The sequence below is a fragment of the Sulfitobacter sp. TCYB15 genome, assembly GCF_040435955.1.
GTDB lineage: Bacteria > Pseudomonadota > Alphaproteobacteria > Rhodobacterales > Rhodobacteraceae > Sulfitobacter > Sulfitobacter pontiacus.
On the sequence record NZ_CP159196.1, the window covers coordinates 17,610 to 35,204 of the forward strand.

The following is a 17,595-nucleotide window of genomic DNA, read 5'->3' on the forward strand; positions in this document are numbered from 1 at the left end:
CACGCGACCCGCGTGAGGCATTCCCCGCGCGGGTCGCCCTTCCCACACTCAACCGAAAGACATCCCCATGGCTATTCTCAAGTTCTCTGCGTCCGCTGTTGCGGCGCAGATCGCGCATGCGCGCGCCTGCAAAACCTTCCTGCCCAACTGGAACGGGCCCGTGGACAGGCCCGCCCTGATCCTCATCGTCGGCAATGGTGTGCATCTGCGCTCAAACGGCATCGACGGCACGACCACCCGCATCGTCACGACCGAGCAGGCCGATCCCTCCTTTGCCTTCGCCGATGGCATGAACCCGTTTCGGGATACAGACTGGATGGCGCAGCGCCGCATGGCGTTTCGTGATCTGACCGGCCAGTTCTACACCGACATCCTCGACGATTTGCAGGTGCTCATCGACCGGGGGCAGGGGGCGATCCGGCTCGCCACCGATGGCCACAGCATCCGCGTCTTCGTGCGCCGGGCCTCGGATTATCTCATCGGCGGAACCTACGAGGTGCCCTCGGGTCTTGGCGGTACCTTCCGGGTCATCCTCAAGGATGCCTGCGATACCTTCGCAATTGTGCAGAACTGCGGCAATTGCGAGGATTTCGACGCGATGCAGCCTTATCGCGTGCCCCTCGATGCGCTGATGGAACTCGATGACCGAAGGGTGGCGTGATGGGTTGGCTGTTTTACACGGACCGCCGCGTCCAGACCTATGCGGATGAGAAAGCGGAAATCACGCGGCTTTGCACCTTCGAGGGCGACACGCGCAAGACCGAACTGGTGAAAGCCTGCAAGGTTGACTCCACCTGGTATGCGGCGGCAAGGGTCACCAATATTGACGGCACCCCAGTCGAAGACGCGACCTATGTGACCGATGCGGATGGCTCCGTCACTTTCGGGGCTGTCTTCCTCACCCGATACGATGACGGCTGCTGGGGCTACAAGGACATGGAGGAAAGTGCTGGCCCGAACGAGTCTCGTGCTCCGCTTGGGCTGATCGAGCTCCTCTCCGACCTGAAAGACCCGGACAGCTACGCCAAGGACTGGCGTCAGCGCTGCCGGGATTGGGCTGCGATCCCGGACTACGAGGAAGGCGACAAGATCAAGCTCGCCACCCCTGTGACGCTCACCGATGGCAGCACCTGCCAGATCGTCACTGCGACGCACTACAGGCGGGGGCGGCAAAAACGCCGCTGCTACCGCATCGAGGAAACCGGTGGGCTCGTACGCCTGTCGAAGGCCTCGCTTGCGGGCTCGGAGTTGCTCAGCTCCGCAAAGGGCGCGGCCAGTCCTGTCCTGGCGGAATTCCTAGCGGGGCGGGACGCTTAGGGGCGCACTGCGAGTAGTGCGCGCACCGTCTCGATTTCCAGCACCCAGTTGCTGGTCGTTTCGTTGCGCCATCTTATGCAGCGGATGATCCGATCAAAATCATCCTGAAGGGCGCGCGGAAAAACAGGCTCATGGTGTGCGATTCTGTTGCGGAGCCTCCTCACGGCTTCAATGTCAGACCTTAATTCTGATCGGCGCTGGCTGGCAGCGACACCACGAGGCGCGTCCGGAAACACTGCGTAGAAATGATCGTCCCACAGTCTGCCTTGGTGCCTGTTTGTCAGCATCTTCTCCCAAAACACGAACTTCAGTTCGGCGACGACCTTTCCGGCAGTGGGTTGCTGTGCTGCGCAACCTTCGAGGTCTCGTTTGGGGCTGTATGCCGGACCGCGCGGGTTCGGTAACGAACGGATGAAGCCTTGTGTCCAAGGCCATGTTCCTCCATGGACAGCTTCGATTGCTTCCACGATCGCGTTTCGCAGCGCAACTTCCAAAACATGGAGTGGAACCATGAACGCGGCTGATACTTGTAGATTCCAGTGGTATAGGCGGAGAGCTCGCGTCCTATCATTGCCGGTTTCGCGCAGATAGGTCGCAAACCTAGGTGCGGATAGGACGTTCGGAAGGTGGTGTTCTTCATCAGCCGTGAACGGTGGATACATTGACAGTAAAGACTTTCGGTGCCATATAGGGCGTGAGCTTTGAGACTGCGGGCACTATGCCTCCCCTCATTGCACAAAGAAAGCAAAAGCCCGTCGCATTGCGGCGGGTTTTTCAGTTTTCCAGCCCGACTCCGGAAAACCGTTTGATTGGCCGGTCGGCGACAGCAGATCCTGCGGCTTGTCTTGACAAGACAATGCAAATGCATTACCTATCGCGGGTAGCAAAGACCCTTTTCTTTCAGGAGACTGCCATGACAGCGCTCGCACAAGATGTCTCGAAGCTCACGGACCGGTATCAGACGACCGTGCCGGCGGGTGTGCGCAAACAGCTCGAGCTGGGCAAGGGCGACCAGATTCGTTACTGTACCGAGCCGAGTGGCAGGGTCTATATCGAGCCCGTGCGCAGCGACGAGGATGATCCCGCGCTCGGCGCCTTTCTCGATTTTGTCGAGGCCGATATCAAGGCGCATCCGGATCGCATTCGGGCGTTCGATGGGGCTTTGCATGGCCGTCTTGCAGCACTGGTCGGAGACGTTGACGTCGATCTCGATGCGCCGCTATCGCCCGAGGATGAATGAGCGGCGATAGCGTGCCCGCCCAAGCGCCCCTTGTCGTAAATGGATGGTCGATTTATGCGCATCCGCTCTTTCTGGACCAGCTCGAAGGGCTGATCGAGGAAGTTGAAGCGCGTAAGGCACGCGATCCTAAGACTTGGCGCAAGAAAAACCCGACGAAACGGCTGGCCGCCATCTTCAAGCTGGTCACCGAGGCCATACCGGCAGATCCGGGTGCCGCCGCCTTCCGGCAAGGCGGTACGCTCGGCGATCACCGCAAACACTGGTTCCGGGCGAAATTCTTCCAGCAGTATCGGCTGTTCTACCGGTTCAACAGCGATGCGAAGGTCATCGTGGTGGCCTGGGTGAACGACGACAAGACCCTGCGCGCCTACGGCAGCAAGACGGATGCCTATGCGACGTTCAAAGGGATGCTGGAAGATGGAAATCCACCTGACGATTTCGATGCTCTCTTGAAAGAAGCTGCGGCGGCGGACAAGCGGTTCGAGACGTCTTTCGAAGCGGCGCCCGGTCGGTAAGTGGACCGGTTAGCTGTGAACCTTACGGCCTTGCCGTTTACGGCACCACTGTGGGTGATGTAGCATCGACCCATAGTAAAGTCGGAGAAAGCGCAATGGACCCAACGGGTAAGGAACAGCCGCACCTTGGTCTCGAGGAGCATTTCCGTGGCGGCTGATGTCAATTCGTATGACGCGTGGTTTTGCGCTCAGGTACAGGCCGCGCTGCAGGATGCACGCTCGGGAATATCTCAGGTTCAGGTGATGCAGGCCGCCCAGGCATTGATTGATGCGAAGCGGCAGGTCGAACCCAAGTCCTGACCGAGCCTTGGAGGTCAGCGCGGTCTGACCCCGTCACCCTGAAAAGCAAAAGCGGGCTTTTTGTCCTTTGGAACTCAGACCCTGATCCAAAGGAAATTTCCCATGTCCAAGCCCAAACCGGCAAATCCGGCTCTCTCAATCTCCCACCCTGACCTCGCCTCTGCCCTCGCGCAGATCGGCACGGAGGTCGCCCATCAACCCCTGCGCAGTTCAGCGCTCGCCCGTATCATGCGCGAGACGTTCCATGGCAGCGATGCCGGGGGTGCCTGGGACTGGCGCATGGCCTATGACCTGATGCAGGCCGCGGCCATCCAGATGCTGCTACGTGGGGGCGGCGCGGCAGGCGACATCGCCGTTGCAAAGCTGCTCGCCTCGCGGCTTCTGACGGAAACGCGCCGGTCGGAGCAGCAGATCCGGCTGCAGCAGTTTTCCACGCCGCTGCCTTTTGCCGCACTTGCGGTGCAGGCGGCTGCGATCCGCAAGGGCGAGACCGTGCTGGAGCCCTCGGCTGGCACTGGTGCCCTGGCCGCTTTCGCCGCCCGGGCTGGTGCCACGCTTTTGCTCAATGAGATCGATCCATTTCGTCAGCGCCTCCTGCGGGCCGTCTTTGGCGGCGAGGTCACAGGCCATGACGGCGAGCATATCGATGATCTGCTGCAGACGCCGGTTCTACCCGACGTCGTGGTGATGAATCCGCCCTTCGCCTCCTCGGTCGATCGGTCGCGTGACAAGCACATCGCCGCCAAGCATCTCATCGCGGCTGCAAAGCGCCTGGCACCCTGCGGGCGGCTTGTGGCGATCATGCCGCCGGGATTCACGCCCGAACGCGATGCCGCGCATTGGTCCCGCGCCTGCGGTCTCCTGACGCCGCGCTTGGCCCTCACGATGCCGGGGCAGCTCTATCGCAAGCTCGGCACAACTGTGGAAACCCAGCTGATGGTCTTCGACAAGGTGCAGGAGGACGGCGAGATGATCCGCGTCCCTGTGCGGGATCTGGATGAAGCCTTGGCATATGTCGATGCCGTGGCCGCAACCCGGACCGAGATGCGCCCCGCCCAACGGGTTGAAGCGATCCCTCATGCTCGACCGACCGTTGCATCCTCTGCCCCGCGCAAGACCGCCGCTGCGCCTGTCGCCGCCTCCAAACCACGGGCCAATGCAGTCCGTCCGCTCAGCTTCACAAGCTTTGAGGCCCCGCGCGACAACACGCCCGTCTCGGACATCTATGCGCGCTACCGTCCTCAGCGAATCGAGATCGCGGGCGCGCAGGAACATCCCACGCCGCTGGTCGAGAGCATTGCCATGGCCTCCGTTGCTCCGCCGATGCCCTCAAACACGGACAGCGATGGCTTGCTCTTGCCCGGCAAGCTGATCGAGGAGGGACATCTCTCCGAGGCGCAGCTCGAGACCATCATCATGGCGCATGATGCCCATGGGCGCGACCTGCCAGGACGGTTCACCATCGATGACGACCAGACCAAGCTGACGCGCGCCGATGCATACCCGGAGGCACGTGCCTATCGCCTCGGGTATTTCCTCGGCGACGGCACCGGCTGCGGCAAGGGGCGCGAATGCGCCGGGCTCATCCTGGTGAACTGGCTGGCCGGCCGCAGGAAGGCGATCTGGGTCTCCAAATCCGCGACGCTCATCGAGGACGCGATACGCGACTGGACCGATCTCGGCGGCTCGCCCGCCGACATCCAACCGCTCTCCAAATGGAAACCGGACCAGCCCATCCCAATGGGTGACGGTATCCTCTTCGTGACCTACGCCACGCTGCGCTCGGCAGGCAAATGCGGCACCACGCGGCTGAGCCAGATCCTCGACTGGATGGGCGAAGACTTCGACGGCATGCTGGCCTTTGATGAGGCCCATGCCATGCAGAACGCGGCGGGGTCCGAGCAGGGCAGGGGGGTCAAACCCTCGCAGCAGGGCCTTGCTGGCCTGCGGCTGCAACTGGCAGCACCGCGCGCCCGCGTCTTCTACATCTCGGCCACGGGCGCCACGAGCGTGCACAACCTGGCCTATGCCGCGCGTCTCGGTCTCTGGGGACAAGGCCCCGAATACCCCTTCCCAAGCCGCGAGAGTTTCGTTTCGGCGATGGAGGCAGGCGGTGTCGCTGGCATGGAGGTGGTCGCCCGTGATCTCAAGACGCTCGGCCTCTACACGGCCCGCGCCCTCAGCTTCGACGGCGTGGAGTATGACGTGCTCGAACACGCGCTCACCCCGGCCCAGATCGAGATCTACGACGCCTATGCGGGTGCCTTCCGCACGATCCACCACAATCTCGAGGCTGCACTAACCGCGACTGGCGTCAACGATGCCTCGGGCGAGACCAATGCCTCGGCCGCACGCGCCTCGGCCAAGTCCCGCTTCGAGAGCACGAAGCAGCGTTTCTTCAACCATCTCCTGATGGGCATGAAAGCCCCGACGGTCATCCGCGCCATCGAGGACGATTTGGCGGCGGGCAAGGCTTGCGTCATCCAGGTGGTCTCGACGGGTGAGAGCCTGCTGAAACGTCGGCTTGAGACGATGGACCTGGAAGACGAGCTCGTCGAGGGTGCCTTGACGCCGCGTGACTACGTGCTGGGCTACCTCGAACAGGCCTTCCCGATTCATGCGCAAAAGCTGGTCGAGATCGACGGCAACATGGTGGCCGAACCGCTCCGCGATGAGACAGGCGCGCTGGTCGTCTCGCGCGAGGCGCTCGCCCTGCGCGACGCGGCCATGATGGAGTTGATGACGCTGGCGCCGATCCCCTCGGCGCTGGACCAGATCCTCTGGGCGCTCGGCGACGAGGCTGTTGCCGAGGTCACGGGGCGCTCCGTCCGGCCGCTCAAGGCTGAGGACGGCCATCTCTTCATCGAGAAGCGCGCCGCCAGCAGCAATTCCTCCGAGACTCAGGCCTTCATGGACGGCGAGAAGGATGTCCTGATCTTCTCGGATGCTGGTGGCACGGGCCGGTCTTATCACGCGGCGCAGACGGCGAAGAACCAGAAACGGCGGCGGCACTACCTGCTGGAGCCCGGCTGGCGCGCCGATGCGGCCATCCAGGGGCTGGGCCGCACGCATCGCTCGGCTCAGGTCAGCGCGCCCTTCTTTCGCGTTTGCACCTCCGATGTGCATGGCGAGAAGCGTTTCACGTCGACTATAGCCAAACGCCTCGACCAGCTGGGGGCCTTGACCAAGGGTCAGCGCGAGACCGGCTCGCAAGGCATGTTCCGCGAGGAGGACAATCTCGAAAGCCCGATCGCACGGGCGGCGCTGCGTGGGTATTTTGCCGATCTTGCCGCCGGGCGCGCCGAGGCGATGCGCTACGAGAGCTTCACCGATTGGACAGCCCTGCGGCTGATCGACAAGGACGGGGTGCTCCTTGAGGAGCTTCCCCCGATCCAGCGGTTTCTGAACCGGGTGCTGGCGCTTCCCATCCACATGCAGAACGCGCTCTTTGCCGAGTTCATGAGGCGGATTGCCGATCAGACTGAACGGGCGCGGGCGGCGGGCACGCTCGATCTCGGCGTGGAAACCCTACGCGGCGACAAGATAGAACAGGTCTCCACGGAAGATCTCTGGACCTGCCCGAAATCTGGCGCCGTGACGCGGATCATCGGACTTGAGGTGACGGACCCGGTCCACGTGCTGTCGGCGGATGACGCCCTGTCGCGCAACCCCGACAAGCTGCCGATGGTCAATCGCGCCTCGGGTCGCGCGGCGCTCATCTCGGCGCGGCCCATGCAGATGTATGACGAGGACATAGTCACGCTGATGCGCAAGGTGGTGCGGCCAAACGGGTCGAGCTATCTCGAAGAGGCGCGGTTCGAGTCCTCGGCCTGGGAAGAGATCGACAGGCCCGAGTTCGCACGGCTTTGGGATGCCGAGGCTGCGTCCCTGCCAAAAACCACCACGACCAAGCTCTACCTGTTGACTGGGCTGCTGCTGCCGATCTGGAAGGACATTCCGACCACCAATGAGCGCATCTACCGCGTCACGCCCGACGGGGCGACCGCGATGATCGGGCGTACGCTGAGCGAGGAAGGGGCGGCCGCGCTGCGCGCCCGCTTCCTCGTCTCCAATCCGCAAACGCCGCAGGAGATGTTGACCGCCGCCCTCGGCACCACCGCCCCTGTGGATCTGGGCCGGGGTCTGACCCTGACCCGTCGCCGGGTCGCAGGCGAGATGCGCCTCGAGCTCTCTGGTGCGGATCGGGGCATGATCGACGGCCTCAAGGCGCTTGGCTGCTTCACCGAGATTATCGCTTTCCAGCTACGGGTGTTCCTACCGCATGGGGACGGGATCGACACGGAAAGCATTCTGGCCCGGATCGTGGGGCAGCGAGCAGCCATGACGGCAGAACAAGCCGCCTGAAAAGTCAAAGCGGGCTTTGAGTCGGGCATCGCGGATCGGGGTTTCACCGGTCTGCGCTTTCCGGGCGCGCGCTGACCAATGCGACGCCTGGCCCCCCAACTTCTGACAAGAGGACAGACCCATGACCAATCCCCAGATCGACTATGCCGCAATGGCAACTCAATGGCGCGCGGAGCGCGAAATCACCCTGAAGGCGACCCGAGCGGAGCTGGTCGCGCAATTGCGCGCGCTCGGCATCAGCGAGGTCACTGCCGAATACGAAGGCTATGGCGACTCCGGCAATGTTGAGGATGTGACCGTGCAGCCTGCGGAGGTCAAACTGCCGGAACCGCTTGCCACTGAGGTGGGCGATTTCGCCTGGTCGCTCGCCTATCACCATCATCCTGGGTTCGAGAACAACGAAGGCGGCTATGGCACGCTGACCTGGGACTTGCGCGACGACAGCATCACGCTCGATCATGCGGACCGCTACGTTGAATGCTCGCACAGCTATGACGAGGGACTGTGAGATGGCACATCCGCTTCATCATGCTGAAAGCTCTGCCCGGAAATTCGGCGGGGTGCAGTCTGACTATCAGGCTGTGCACGATTGGTTTGACGCCTCGAAAGAGCACCTCGCGCTCTTCACGCACCGCGCCTTGCGTCACCATGCCCAAGGCCTGTTCGAGGCCGAACGTGTCTTTGGCCTGACCCTGACCAATAGCGCAGGTCGGGACATACCCGTGCGCTGGATCGGCGAGCAGCATATCCGTGAAGACTGCCAGGGCCGTATCCCGAGCATGGCGGACTGGCTGCGACGGATCCAGCCCGAGCCATGGATGGCCAATGGCCATATCGACCGGCATCCCGGCGATGAGCCCTGCGGCGACCCAAGGGCCGCCTGGGCCTCCGAAGTCGCCGCCGGCAGAACGGTCCTTGGCCTGAAGGATTGGATGGCAGCGCGCGCAAGGCCAGCCACGCAAACCGCCTGACAGCTCCCGGCTCTTCGCCAAATGAATGCCGCACAGAAGCCCGGTTGGAAGATCGGGCTTCTTGCGTCGTTTACCCACCATTCTTCGTAAGGAGGTTCGCATGACTCTCGATGAAATCAAGGCCGCCGTCGATGCCGGGCAGACCGTGCATTGGGCCAATACCGGCTACATTGTCCACAAGGACAGGCTCGGTCAGTACCTGATCACCTATGTGCCGAATGGTAGCTGCATCGGCCTGACCGACCAGGGCGGGCACCGGTTGAACGGAAAAGAGGCGGAGTTCTTCATCGCGCGATCGGAGGACGGCGCGGAAAATCCGGGCAGCCAATCAAGACCAGACGGGCAGGGGAGGGGCGTAGCACCCGGAGGCGCGGGGGCATCCCCATTGGGACGGCAGCGCTGACCCGAGGGCAGGGCAAAAAGGAAAGCAGGCTTTCTGATTTGTGATCCCTCAAGGGGTCGAGAAAGCAATCCCGGATGCGCTGGCAAGGACGTCAGACACCGGCCAATCCAAAAGGAACCATCCCATGTTCGCAGGAACCCTCACCCGCAATGTCGAGACCGCAGCCGCCGAGTACACCGGCATGATCCACGGGGCGCGCTTTGACATCGCCATCCAGTTGGAGGCGCGGGCCAAGATGTCCGAACGCAGCCCGGATTTTGACGTAACGGCAGTCAACAAAACAGGCCGCAAGGTGCGCATCGGCACGGCCTGGAACGAGATCGGCAATACCAGCGGCAACCCCTACATCTCGATGCAGATCGATGTTGGCTTGGGCCCGTTCCGGGTCAACGCGGTGCAGACGAAGGAAGCGCGCACGGCCCAGAGCGGCGAATTCGAGATTATCCCGCTGGTCTCGAACGGCCTGATGAAATCCGGCTCGATCTCGGGCGAGCTGACCGCTATGGACGCCGACAACGCCTTCACCGGCTACATCGCCAACATGATGTTCGATCTGGAGTTCATGCTGATCGAGAACAGCTATAAATCCGAGGAGACCCACCCCGATTACCGGATCGAGGTCAGCTCGCCCCGGGGCACACCGATCCGCGTCGGCTCGGCCTGGATGGCGAAAAGCAGCCGCACGGGCAATGACTACCTGTCGCTGCTGATCAACACGCCCGATGGCGATCTGCGTGTCAACGCCGTGCAGAACGAAGAGCAGCGCGGCGGGCAGACCTTCTCGATCATCCCGTTCATCGACAGCGGCGATCAGGCGCAGGACGCGGGCGTGGGGCTCTCCTTGGTCGCCTAATCGGCGAGCGAGGGGGAGACGATCTGAGCCCAAAGGGGAGCCGTGGCACCACGGTTCCCCTTTTTCTTGTCTCGGTTTTGCGGCGAAACATATCTCACGATTCTTGTGACTAAGCCATCCATATTCTGCCAAAGGTTGAGATCGACATCAATTTCAGGATGCTACGCTGCAACTTGGCAAATGAAACAATCGCTGTGGTCGTTAGGTATCGATGCAAGTGAACTCGCACATCTCTGCGCAGAGAAAGTTGTTTCGAAAAAGACCCGAAGACGCTGTTACGTCTCATAGAAACGCCTCAGATCGCATCGCTTGCTCAGCTGTTGCGGTCGATATGGCTTGACCTCTCCGAATTGAGCGACCGCGGCCGCCTGCATGCGTTCTTGTACAGATGGGTGGAGAGGGAAATCATCGCCAACTTCTCGGGTTCCTTTTTTCCATGGGATGCTGATTGGTCCTAATCTCACGATCGCGTCCTCGCGATGCTGCAGGCCCAAGGGGTCAGGAGCGCGGTTGAGATAATTCTCGTTGATTTTGATTGAAGGCACACACTCCCTCAACTCATCCACCATCCAGTCTAGGGCGATATCACTGAGACGGGATTCGGCCTCGGGGTAGCTGCCACCGATGTCGCTGTGACAACCCGGAAACCAGATCTGCTTGAGCCAAGCCGGTTCTCGATCTTTGGTCTCAATCGCGGCTTTTTGGGACGCCCATCCGACTCGCGGGAAGTCTGCGCGGTCTTCGTCGATCGCCATTGCGTGGCGGGCGTGGTTAACGTCGGGATCCAGCCACATGTCGTAGTTGCGCTTGTTCCAAGCGGCGAAATGTCCTGTCTTCAGAATCTGCGGCCAGTCTGTCGGGCGCCAAATCTTCAGTTTGCGATCAGGATCATCAGAGAAATACTTGAAATTATCGAGTAATAGAGAGCCCAGCTGCCAAATAAGCGCGCCGAGCAGGACGCCAAGAGGAATGACCAGAAGCAATGACCACCCTAGCACAAGACCGGCGACGAAGGCGGCACCGATTGCAAAGGTACTGCCCCAGACCAAAGTGCGCACGACTGCTGTCCGCAGCGACGCCACCGTATCGAAAACCCCGATGAAGTTCGGCTGGACGTTGCCTTGGTTTTCGTCGCCCTCCTGCGGGGCACTTGAATACTTCTGGCGAAACCTGCGACCAAGCTCTTCGCGGTGCTTGAAGTAAGGGTTCTGCCCTCGAGGCTTTCCGGCACCGTGGTTATAGACAAACTTCACTGCATCCTTGGCGATCTTACGTAAACCGGGCCCGTGGCGCGGAACGGGTTTGCCATCGGGCATTTCTGTTGGGATACCGCAAAGGTTCATGACATTCGCCAGTGCCCTGACCGTGTAAGCCCCGCGCGAGAAGCCGAACAACAGCACGCGGTCGCCCGGCTCATAATGGGCGATGATTTGTTCATAGCAATCGATGATATTGTGATCGATGCCGGTGCCGACTGCACTTTCGAGGATAGGTTTAACGCGGCCAAAGAGCCCCCCGCTTTCGCCCGTACCCAGCCCAGGATCGTAAAAGGCGACTTGATCCTTTGGGTTAATTGGTGAGTCTGGGCCGGGACGCATGGCGCGATACATCTTGTAGACGTTCGAAAGGCGTTGGTCTGGCCTAGACCCGCCCATTTGACCGGTCCCATCGGAAAAAATACAGATATTCTTTGTCATTATTTACCTTTTGCCTTCAGTCTGATTGACTTCTTTCTGCTTAGGCCGTCCGCCGGATCGCTTTAGCGAGAGCGGAAGAAAACAGTCTATCTCGTCATCCGTGAAGGTCATGTCTTCCATCTCCTTCAGCCGTCTTTGGGCCTCCTTGTAGGCTTTTCCGTCAGTCTGAGGGGCTCCTTCATAGAGGGCTGCAAGCATGGCCTGTAGTTCGTCGCGACGCTCAACTGCGGCTTCATATGGCAGTCTCGACAGATCGGTTAGCAGTGAGAGGTAGCATTCTCGGACGTTCCAGAGCTTCGCGGCTGCGTCACGATGTTTTTGGGCGATAGCACCGGGGTCGAAGTTCTTCAGATAGGCCGCCACAAATAGCGTCATAAATGAAATGCCGACAGTCGCGACCTCGACCCATAATTCTTCTCCCACCACGACTCCGATCGCCCCTGCACTCGTCAGTGCTGACAGAGTGATTTGCACAATCTTGTACCTGCGAAGTGTATCGGCAGAGCGATCGGCCATACGTTCGTGGGTTTTGTGGGTATAGACCAACCGTCCGAAGCATTCCCGGACCTGATCCTCGAACGCGATATCGTAATCAGGCGGCATAGTCTTCATCCTCGGCATCTCTCACACGAATCGGGACGTGGATGTTGTCACGCGCAACGACCACGCCTCGGCTGACCGCGTAGCATTCTACGAGGTGATCTCCGCGGAAGCTTGTGGTCTCTCGGCGCTCACCGCGACCTTCGTCGCGCACAATCTGTCCCCGGATCACGTCTCGACGCTCGGCTTCTTCGCCACGGTTCAAGACCTTCCAAAACAACTCGGTATCATCGGGAAGATCGGTTGCATCCGCGATGAAGAATCGAAGGCTCTTTTTCGGCAGCAGAACGCCATGCCGCTCCAATAGGTCCCGAAGCATTCCCGGACGGAATCCATCCTGCGTCACTTCGCAGTTGATACGAAGATGGTATCGAATATCGACCGGAAATCTGTCTTCGACAAACTGCTCAGTGTTCTTGAAGACATGCGCGAATGCGGCAGCCTCTCCCGCTGCGCTCTTTGCCGGTGCTGGGTAGGCGTTCCCGAACACATCCCGCCATTTTTGGCGCTCGTTCTTCTTTCCGCTCGCATCGATGGCTTTCAGACATAAATCGTATGCCTTCTTCGCCTTCCGCTCGAACCGCTTCTTAACGCGGACGCGTTGGCGACTGCCAAGCGCTGCATACTCGGATTGCTTGGGCTGATCAGCTAGGAATTCGAAGAAATCTCGGCACATGTAGTCGTAGTAGTGGAAGCTCTTGGTATCGTATTCGTCGGTCGACTCTAGGAAGTTGTAGGCGAGAGTGTCGATCAGAAGGCCGCCCATGGCGACGCCGTGCTTGTTCTTCCAGGCGCGCGCCATCTTGCACAAGCGGCGAAGGTTACGGTTCTTGCGCTCATTGGCTTCTCTCATTTCATCGAGTTCAGCCTGCGGCTTGGTATTCTTCCACGACCCACCGTTTGCGGTGTCAGGGTACTTGTAGCTCCCATCAGCTAGCTTGAAGGCCGGCATCACTTCGATGTGGAAGTCGTTGTAAAGCACCCGAACAACCAAACGATCCACCTTGACGGTCGTCGAAGGGTATCGCCGCTTGATCGCAGCCTTGGCATCGTGAAGAAGCCGATACTGGCCCCCATCTTTGTAGCTATCCCACTTCCCGGCAGGCATGATGTAGATCATGTCCAAGTCGGAAATGCCCTTGATCGCCGTCCAACGGCCATAGGAGCCAACTTGAAGGCTGTTGGCCGTTTTTGACTCTGTGTCGCGAAACTCCTTGTTAAGGGAAGCAGTGACTTCGCCGTATCGCAAGGCAATCGTCGCGGCATTATCGATCTTGATGTTATCGAGAAAGGTCTTGAAGTCTTCAGAGATGCCCATTGAAGCCTCGCGTTTTTGCCGGTTCAGCGCCTCTTAGGCCGGTGCGGCGGTTTACAAATTTGCCTTTACTTCGGCTTCCTGCTACAAGTTAGGGGCAAAAAGCCACGCTTTCAAGCGTTGTGGTTTACAAAATATCAATCATATGGGTGAAGTGTAAACCGCCCACTGGGAGGACGTTATGATTGGCAAGAGACTCAAAGGAGCCCGGGCGGCATCTGGCCTTTCGCTCCGTGCGCTTTCCGATGCCATGGAGAACAAGGTGTCCGCTCAAGCCATAGGCAAGTACGAGCGCAATGAAGACATGCCCGGATCGGGCGTGCTGCTAAGTCTTGCCCGAGCACTCGACGTTTCTGTGGATTTCCTGCTCAGCGATGACGAGCTTGAGTTGGAGGGCGTGGAGTTTCGCAAGTCAGCCGGCTCGTCAGCCAAGGAGATCGCGACGATCGAAGCCAAAACGCTCAATATGGTTGAAAAGTATCTAGCTATCGAAAGCTTGCTGAATCTTTCGAGTCAGGAATGGGATGCCCCGCACGAAGCGCCCTACTGGGTGGCCGATGTTCGTGATGCCGAAGACGCGGCTCGCAACATGCGTGCTTCCTGGCAGCTGGGTCACGACCCGATTCCAATGCTTGCCGAACTCTTAGAGGAGCACGGTATCAAGGTGTTGTCTTTGGACGTTGATCGAGTTGATGGGCTTGCGGCGAAAGTCCGTCGAAAAGAGCATCACTCCGCGCGGGTGATCATGATCAAGAAGAAGACCTGGTCTGAGCGGAAGCGCTTCAGTTTAGCTCACGAATTGGGCCACATGGTTCTTAAAGTCGCCGAAGGGTGCGATTCAGAACGCGCGGCAAATCGATTTGCTGGCGCATTCCTCGTTCCGGCAGAAGTGCTTCGGCAGGAGATTGGTGCCCGGAGAACGGACATAAGCATTGGTGAGCTCATTAGTCTGAAGGATCGGTTTGGCGTTAGCATTCAAGCGCTGACGTATCGATGCAAGGATTTGGAGATCATCAACCAGGCAACATTTGCGCGTCTGTTTAAGGTCTATAAGCAACGAGGTTGGCGGGATGAGCCGTTCGAGGAGCCGAATTCCATTCCTTGGGAGCGAGAAGAACCGGACCGTTTTCAAAGGTTGTGTTTTCGTGCCCTCTCCGAGGGATTGATTGGGTTGTCTCGCGCGGCTGAGCTTCTCGAAATACGAGTAAAAGAACTGGAAGAACGGTTGGACCACATGGCATAGTGCCCATGTGCAAGTTCTTGTTTCTGATACCTCCGTCCTGATCGACCTTGAAAGAGCCTCGCTGACGGCGAGGCTCTTTGATCTCCCCTATGATTTTGTTGTCCCAGATATTCTTTATGAAGCGGAACTCCTCGACTGGATGGGTCCTGATCTGATCGATCTGGGTCTGAGAGTGGAAGAGCTCACTCCAGAAGAAACCGCACGTGCGACAGCGCTGAAGCGGGCGAAATCTATGTTGTCGACGCCAGATGTCTTTGCATTTTGCCTGGCAGCTGGAAGGGATTGGGTTCTCCTTACCGGAGACGGTGCGCTCAGGGCTGAGGCCGAGCGCCAAGAAATCGCGATGCACGGCGTCTTGTGGGTCTTCGATGAGATGGAACGTCACAAGGTTTGTTCGACCGACCTCCTAAAATCTGGTCTCGAAGCGGTTCGTGATCATCCGAGATGCAGACTTCCCATTAGGGAAATCAATAGGCGCCTTGCGAGATACTAGCTTGTTTATTCGGCTTGCTGGAAGGAAATTGTTGCGAAGCTCATCTTCGCTTTAGCCTTGCGGCCTCCCCCGCTCGGCTTCGCGTGTCGCAGGGGAGAACGGCCCTTCGGTCCGTCGCGCATTCGGCCATGCGGCCTCACCGCGGCGTTGCACCTGGCATCCCGGTTTGCCCGCCTCGCGAGCACGTCCCTCCCTGGCCGCTCCGCCGGATTGCGCTCTGGTCTGTTTTGCGGGGCAAAACGATCCCGCCGCTTCATCCGTCTCCCGCGTCCGGTCGGGCCGTTTGCCTGCTCGGGTCGGGCAAACCTACCGTCAAAACACACACACATGAGTGCGGAAGCATATCCTCCGGATGGCCCCCAAATCAGCCCGCGTCAAGGATCGCAAAACTTTTCGGCGAGGGCGGGGCCGGTGGCTTGGGGTGAACCCGTGCGTGAGCGCGCGCATGTGTCGGGTGTTGCGCGCGGAAAACTTTTGCGCCCGGCAAGCCGGCGGCTGCGCCGTCCCTGACCCGGGCAGATTCGGAAACCAGGCATTCGGCCATGCCCCCACACTCACGTGGTGGCTCCTCAACCGAATACTGGAGACCAGACATGGCTTACGACACCGCAAACACCTACGAGACCATCGAACTTTTCGGACTGACCGAGAAGGACGCGCAGCTGCCGATCCCGGAAGATCACATCCTGACCTACCACATCATCCGCGAAAGCTTCGAGGCATTGCTCGGGCAGCTGCGGGGAACCGGGCTTGAAGCAGAGATCGAACCGCTGGCCCATGGGCTCGCGACGATCCTGCAGCGCCGCAAGGTAGCGCTTGGCAAGGAGGTCGACCGCACCGCCGACAAGATCGGCGCGCTGGCAAAATCCCATGACGGATCGGAGATCGCCGAGACCGCGCTCGAAGAAGCGCAGGCGCGCTTCCTGCAGTTGCGCGAGATTGTCGCCGCCATCGAGGTGATGAGCGAGGCGGCGGCGGAATGCTACGAGATCGAGACGGGCCACGCCTTCATCCCGGCAGCCGGGTCGCGCGCAAGCGTCCGGGCGCAGGAGACCGGGGCGGTCTTCGAGGCGCGGCAGCTCTTAGAGCAGCACGACCGCGAAACCGCCGAGAAGTCGAAAGTCGAGGGGGTTCCCCTGATCGTCTCAGGTGCCACCGACTGGACCGATGTCGATGTGATCTTCAACACGCTCGACAAGGTTCGCGAACGGATCAAGCAGAATCGCAACCAGGAGATCTTCCTCTGCCACAAGGGTGGCAAGCACGGGGCGGAGATGATTGCGGCCCGGTGGGCCCGAGCACGCGGGGTCGCGCAAGCGCGCTTCGATCCGCGCTGGTCCGCGTACGGGCGGGCGGCACCGTTCAAGTGCAACGACGAGATGCTGGACGACAAGTTCGCGGCGACGGGGGTTGTTCTCTTCGGTGGTAACGGGGTCGCGCTGAACCTCGGGCAGAAAGCGGAAGCGAAAGGCCTGACGGTCATGCGGGTTGCGGACCCGCCGAAGAATACTGCGCAAGATTGAAGAGAGGGGGTCGCGCTTGGCGCGGCCCTTTCGTCATGTCTCATGGCGCGTGCGATCGATCACACTTGATCGGCAGCTCACGGCGTCCAGCACCGTCATCCCTCTACCCAGCCCGTCAGAGTGCGGCCCATCCGCATCGGTAGGGGCTGGGGATGGCGCGCACCTCACGCACATCGTTAGCGGGGCAAGACGCGAGGGATCGAGACGTCGCACTTGAGGCTGAAGACTTGCGTATCCCTCGGGTGGTGTTTCGGAACATCGCATCCACGCGGGCGGGCTCCGTCAGCACCCCGACCAGGCTTGGCGGGACGCGGACGCGGATGGTGGCGGCTGCGTGATGGCAAGGGTCATCCGTGTCACTCCTTTTTGCTCATAGATGTGGATCGCACGGGGTCGGCCCAATCGTGCCCTCAGCTCACGCTTCGGCAAGCACAAATACGGCTTCCACGGCGGGCCGCGGACCCTCCGCATTTGCGCTTGCGACCGGGCCTCTTGCCCCCGTGCCGGGTGATCCCCATCGCAACAAGGAGTAACCCAAATGACCAACCACTACGTCGCCACCGTCCCCGTCAAGTTCACCGATACCGATGGCCAGGAGCGCACCCGTTTTCAGCGCGTGGGTGCGATGTTCCGCAATACTCGCAACGGGGACGGCTCGGAGTTCTTCAGCCTCAAGCTCGACTTCCCGGTCGCGGTCTCGGAGCTGGTGATGTTCCCACCGAGCGCGAAAGATCCCCAGGACTAAATCCTCTGACGAGGA

At 60.3% G+C, this 17,595-nt stretch carries 18 protein-coding genes; 14 read left to right on the forward strand and 4 right to left on the reverse strand.

Annotated elements, in window-relative coordinates:
- Positions 1-67: 67 nt before the first annotated feature.
- Positions 68-661 carry a regulator gene (locus ABM428_RS16780; protein WP_289085191.1) on the forward strand — a complete coding sequence of 198 codons (594 nt, stop codon included), beginning with the start codon at positions 68-70 and terminating at the stop codon, positions 659-661.
- Positions 661-1,317 (forward strand): DUF6927 domain-containing protein, encoded by a 657-nt coding sequence (locus ABM428_RS16785; RefSeq protein WP_353628638.1) that lies wholly within the window; start codon positions 661-663, stop codon positions 1,315-1,317. The genes ABM428_RS16780 and ABM428_RS16785 overlap by 1 nt, the downstream gene beginning before the upstream one ends.
- Here the strand turns inward: ABM428_RS16785 and ABM428_RS16790 are convergent.
- Positions 1,314-1,829 carry a hypothetical protein gene (locus tag ABM428_RS16790; protein ID WP_223866110.1) on the reverse strand — a complete coding sequence of 172 codons (516 nt, stop codon included), beginning with the start codon at positions 1,827-1,829 and terminating at the stop codon, positions 1,314-1,316. The two genes, ABM428_RS16785 and ABM428_RS16790, sit on opposite strands and share 4 nt — an antisense overlap.
- 401 nt (positions 1,830-2,230) lie before the next feature.
- Between ABM428_RS16790 and ABM428_RS16795 the strand changes: the two genes are divergently transcribed.
- The 8 genes from ABM428_RS16795 (at position 2,231) to ABM428_RS16830 (ending at position 9,964) form a co-directional block, all read left to right on the forward strand.
- A complete protein-coding gene (locus ABM428_RS16795) occupies positions 2,231-2,557 on the forward strand; it encodes a type II toxin-antitoxin system PrlF family antitoxin (RefSeq protein ID WP_340251926.1) in 327 nt (108 codons plus the stop codon).
- Complete coding sequence (locus tag ABM428_RS16800; RefSeq protein WP_348398730.1) at positions 2,554-3,072, forward strand: type II toxin-antitoxin system YhaV family toxin; 519 nt, start codon at positions 2,554-2,556, stop codon at positions 3,070-3,072. Before ABM428_RS16795 ends, ABM428_RS16800 begins: the two co-directional genes overlap by 4 nt.
- A gap of 147 nt (positions 3,073-3,219) precedes the next feature.
- Positions 3,220-3,372, forward strand: a complete 153-nt coding sequence (locus tag ABM428_RS16805; protein ID WP_289092283.1) for a StaA — start codon at positions 3,220-3,222, stop codon at positions 3,370-3,372.
- Between the two features lie 102 nt (positions 3,373-3,474).
- Positions 3,475-7,737, forward strand: a complete 4,263-nt coding sequence (locus tag ABM428_RS16810) for a strawberry notch family protein (protein WP_353628639.1) — start codon at positions 3,475-3,477, stop codon at positions 7,735-7,737.
- A gap of 121 nt (positions 7,738-7,858) precedes the next feature.
- Complete coding sequence (locus ABM428_RS16815; RefSeq protein ID WP_353628640.1) at positions 7,859-8,245, forward strand: DUF6878 family protein; 387 nt, start codon at positions 7,859-7,861, stop codon at positions 8,243-8,245.
- 1 nt (position 8,246) lies between these two features.
- Complete coding sequence (locus tag ABM428_RS16820) at positions 8,247-8,708, forward strand: DUF6915 family protein (protein ID WP_353628641.1); 462 nt, start codon at positions 8,247-8,249, stop codon at positions 8,706-8,708.
- Positions 8,709-8,808: 100 nt separating this feature from the next.
- Entirely contained in the window at positions 8,809-9,111 is a 303-nt protein-coding gene (locus ABM428_RS16825) for a hypothetical protein (protein WP_132998373.1), read from the forward strand.
- A gap of 124 nt (positions 9,112-9,235) precedes the next feature.
- Entirely contained in the window at positions 9,236-9,964 is a 729-nt protein-coding gene (locus ABM428_RS16830) for a DUF736 family protein (RefSeq protein ID WP_132998372.1), read from the forward strand.
- A gap of 275 nt (positions 9,965-10,239) precedes the next feature.
- On the opposite strand, the gene ABM428_RS16835 is transcribed toward ABM428_RS16830, so the two are convergent.
- From ABM428_RS16835 to ABM428_RS16845, 3 genes are read right to left on the reverse strand one after another with little or no spacing between them, the layout of a single operon-like run.
- Positions 10,240-11,661, reverse strand: coding sequence for a DUF2235 domain-containing protein (locus ABM428_RS16835; protein ID WP_353628642.1), 1,422 nt, complete (start codon positions 11,659-11,661; stop codon positions 10,240-10,242).
- A gap of 3 nt (positions 11,662-11,664) precedes the next feature.
- The gene (locus ABM428_RS16840) at positions 11,665-12,273 is read right to left on the reverse strand and encodes an SLATT domain-containing protein (RefSeq protein WP_353628643.1); all 609 of its coding nucleotides are present in this window, start codon (positions 12,271-12,273) and stop codon (positions 11,665-11,667) included.
- Positions 12,254-13,579, reverse strand: a complete 1,326-nt coding sequence (locus tag ABM428_RS16845; protein ID WP_132998369.1) for a nucleotidyltransferase — start codon at positions 13,577-13,579, stop codon at positions 12,254-12,256. The genes ABM428_RS16840 and ABM428_RS16845 overlap by 20 nt, the downstream gene beginning before the upstream one ends.
- 178 nt (positions 13,580-13,757) lie before the next feature.
- Between ABM428_RS16845 and ABM428_RS16850 the strand changes: the two genes are divergently transcribed.
- From ABM428_RS16850 to ABM428_RS16865, 4 genes are all read left to right on the forward strand, one after another.
- Positions 13,758-14,819 carry an XRE family transcriptional regulator gene (locus ABM428_RS16850; RefSeq protein ID WP_353628644.1) on the forward strand — a complete coding sequence of 354 codons (1,062 nt, stop codon included), beginning with the start codon at positions 13,758-13,760 and terminating at the stop codon, positions 14,817-14,819.
- Positions 14,820-14,826: 7 nt separating this feature from the next.
- Entirely contained in the window at positions 14,827-15,312 is a 486-nt protein-coding gene (locus ABM428_RS16855) for a hypothetical protein (protein ID WP_353628645.1), read from the forward strand.
- 593 nt (positions 15,313-15,905) lie between these two features.
- The gene (locus ABM428_RS16860) at positions 15,906-16,835 is read left to right on the forward strand and encodes a DUF2493 domain-containing protein (protein WP_353628646.1); all 930 of its coding nucleotides are present in this window, start codon (positions 15,906-15,908) and stop codon (positions 16,833-16,835) included.
- A gap of 538 nt (positions 16,836-17,373) precedes the next feature.
- Positions 17,374-17,580, forward strand: a complete 207-nt coding sequence (locus tag ABM428_RS16865) for a hypothetical protein (protein ID WP_007120662.1) — start codon at positions 17,374-17,376, stop codon at positions 17,578-17,580.
- Positions 17,581-17,595 lie beyond the last annotated feature (15 nt).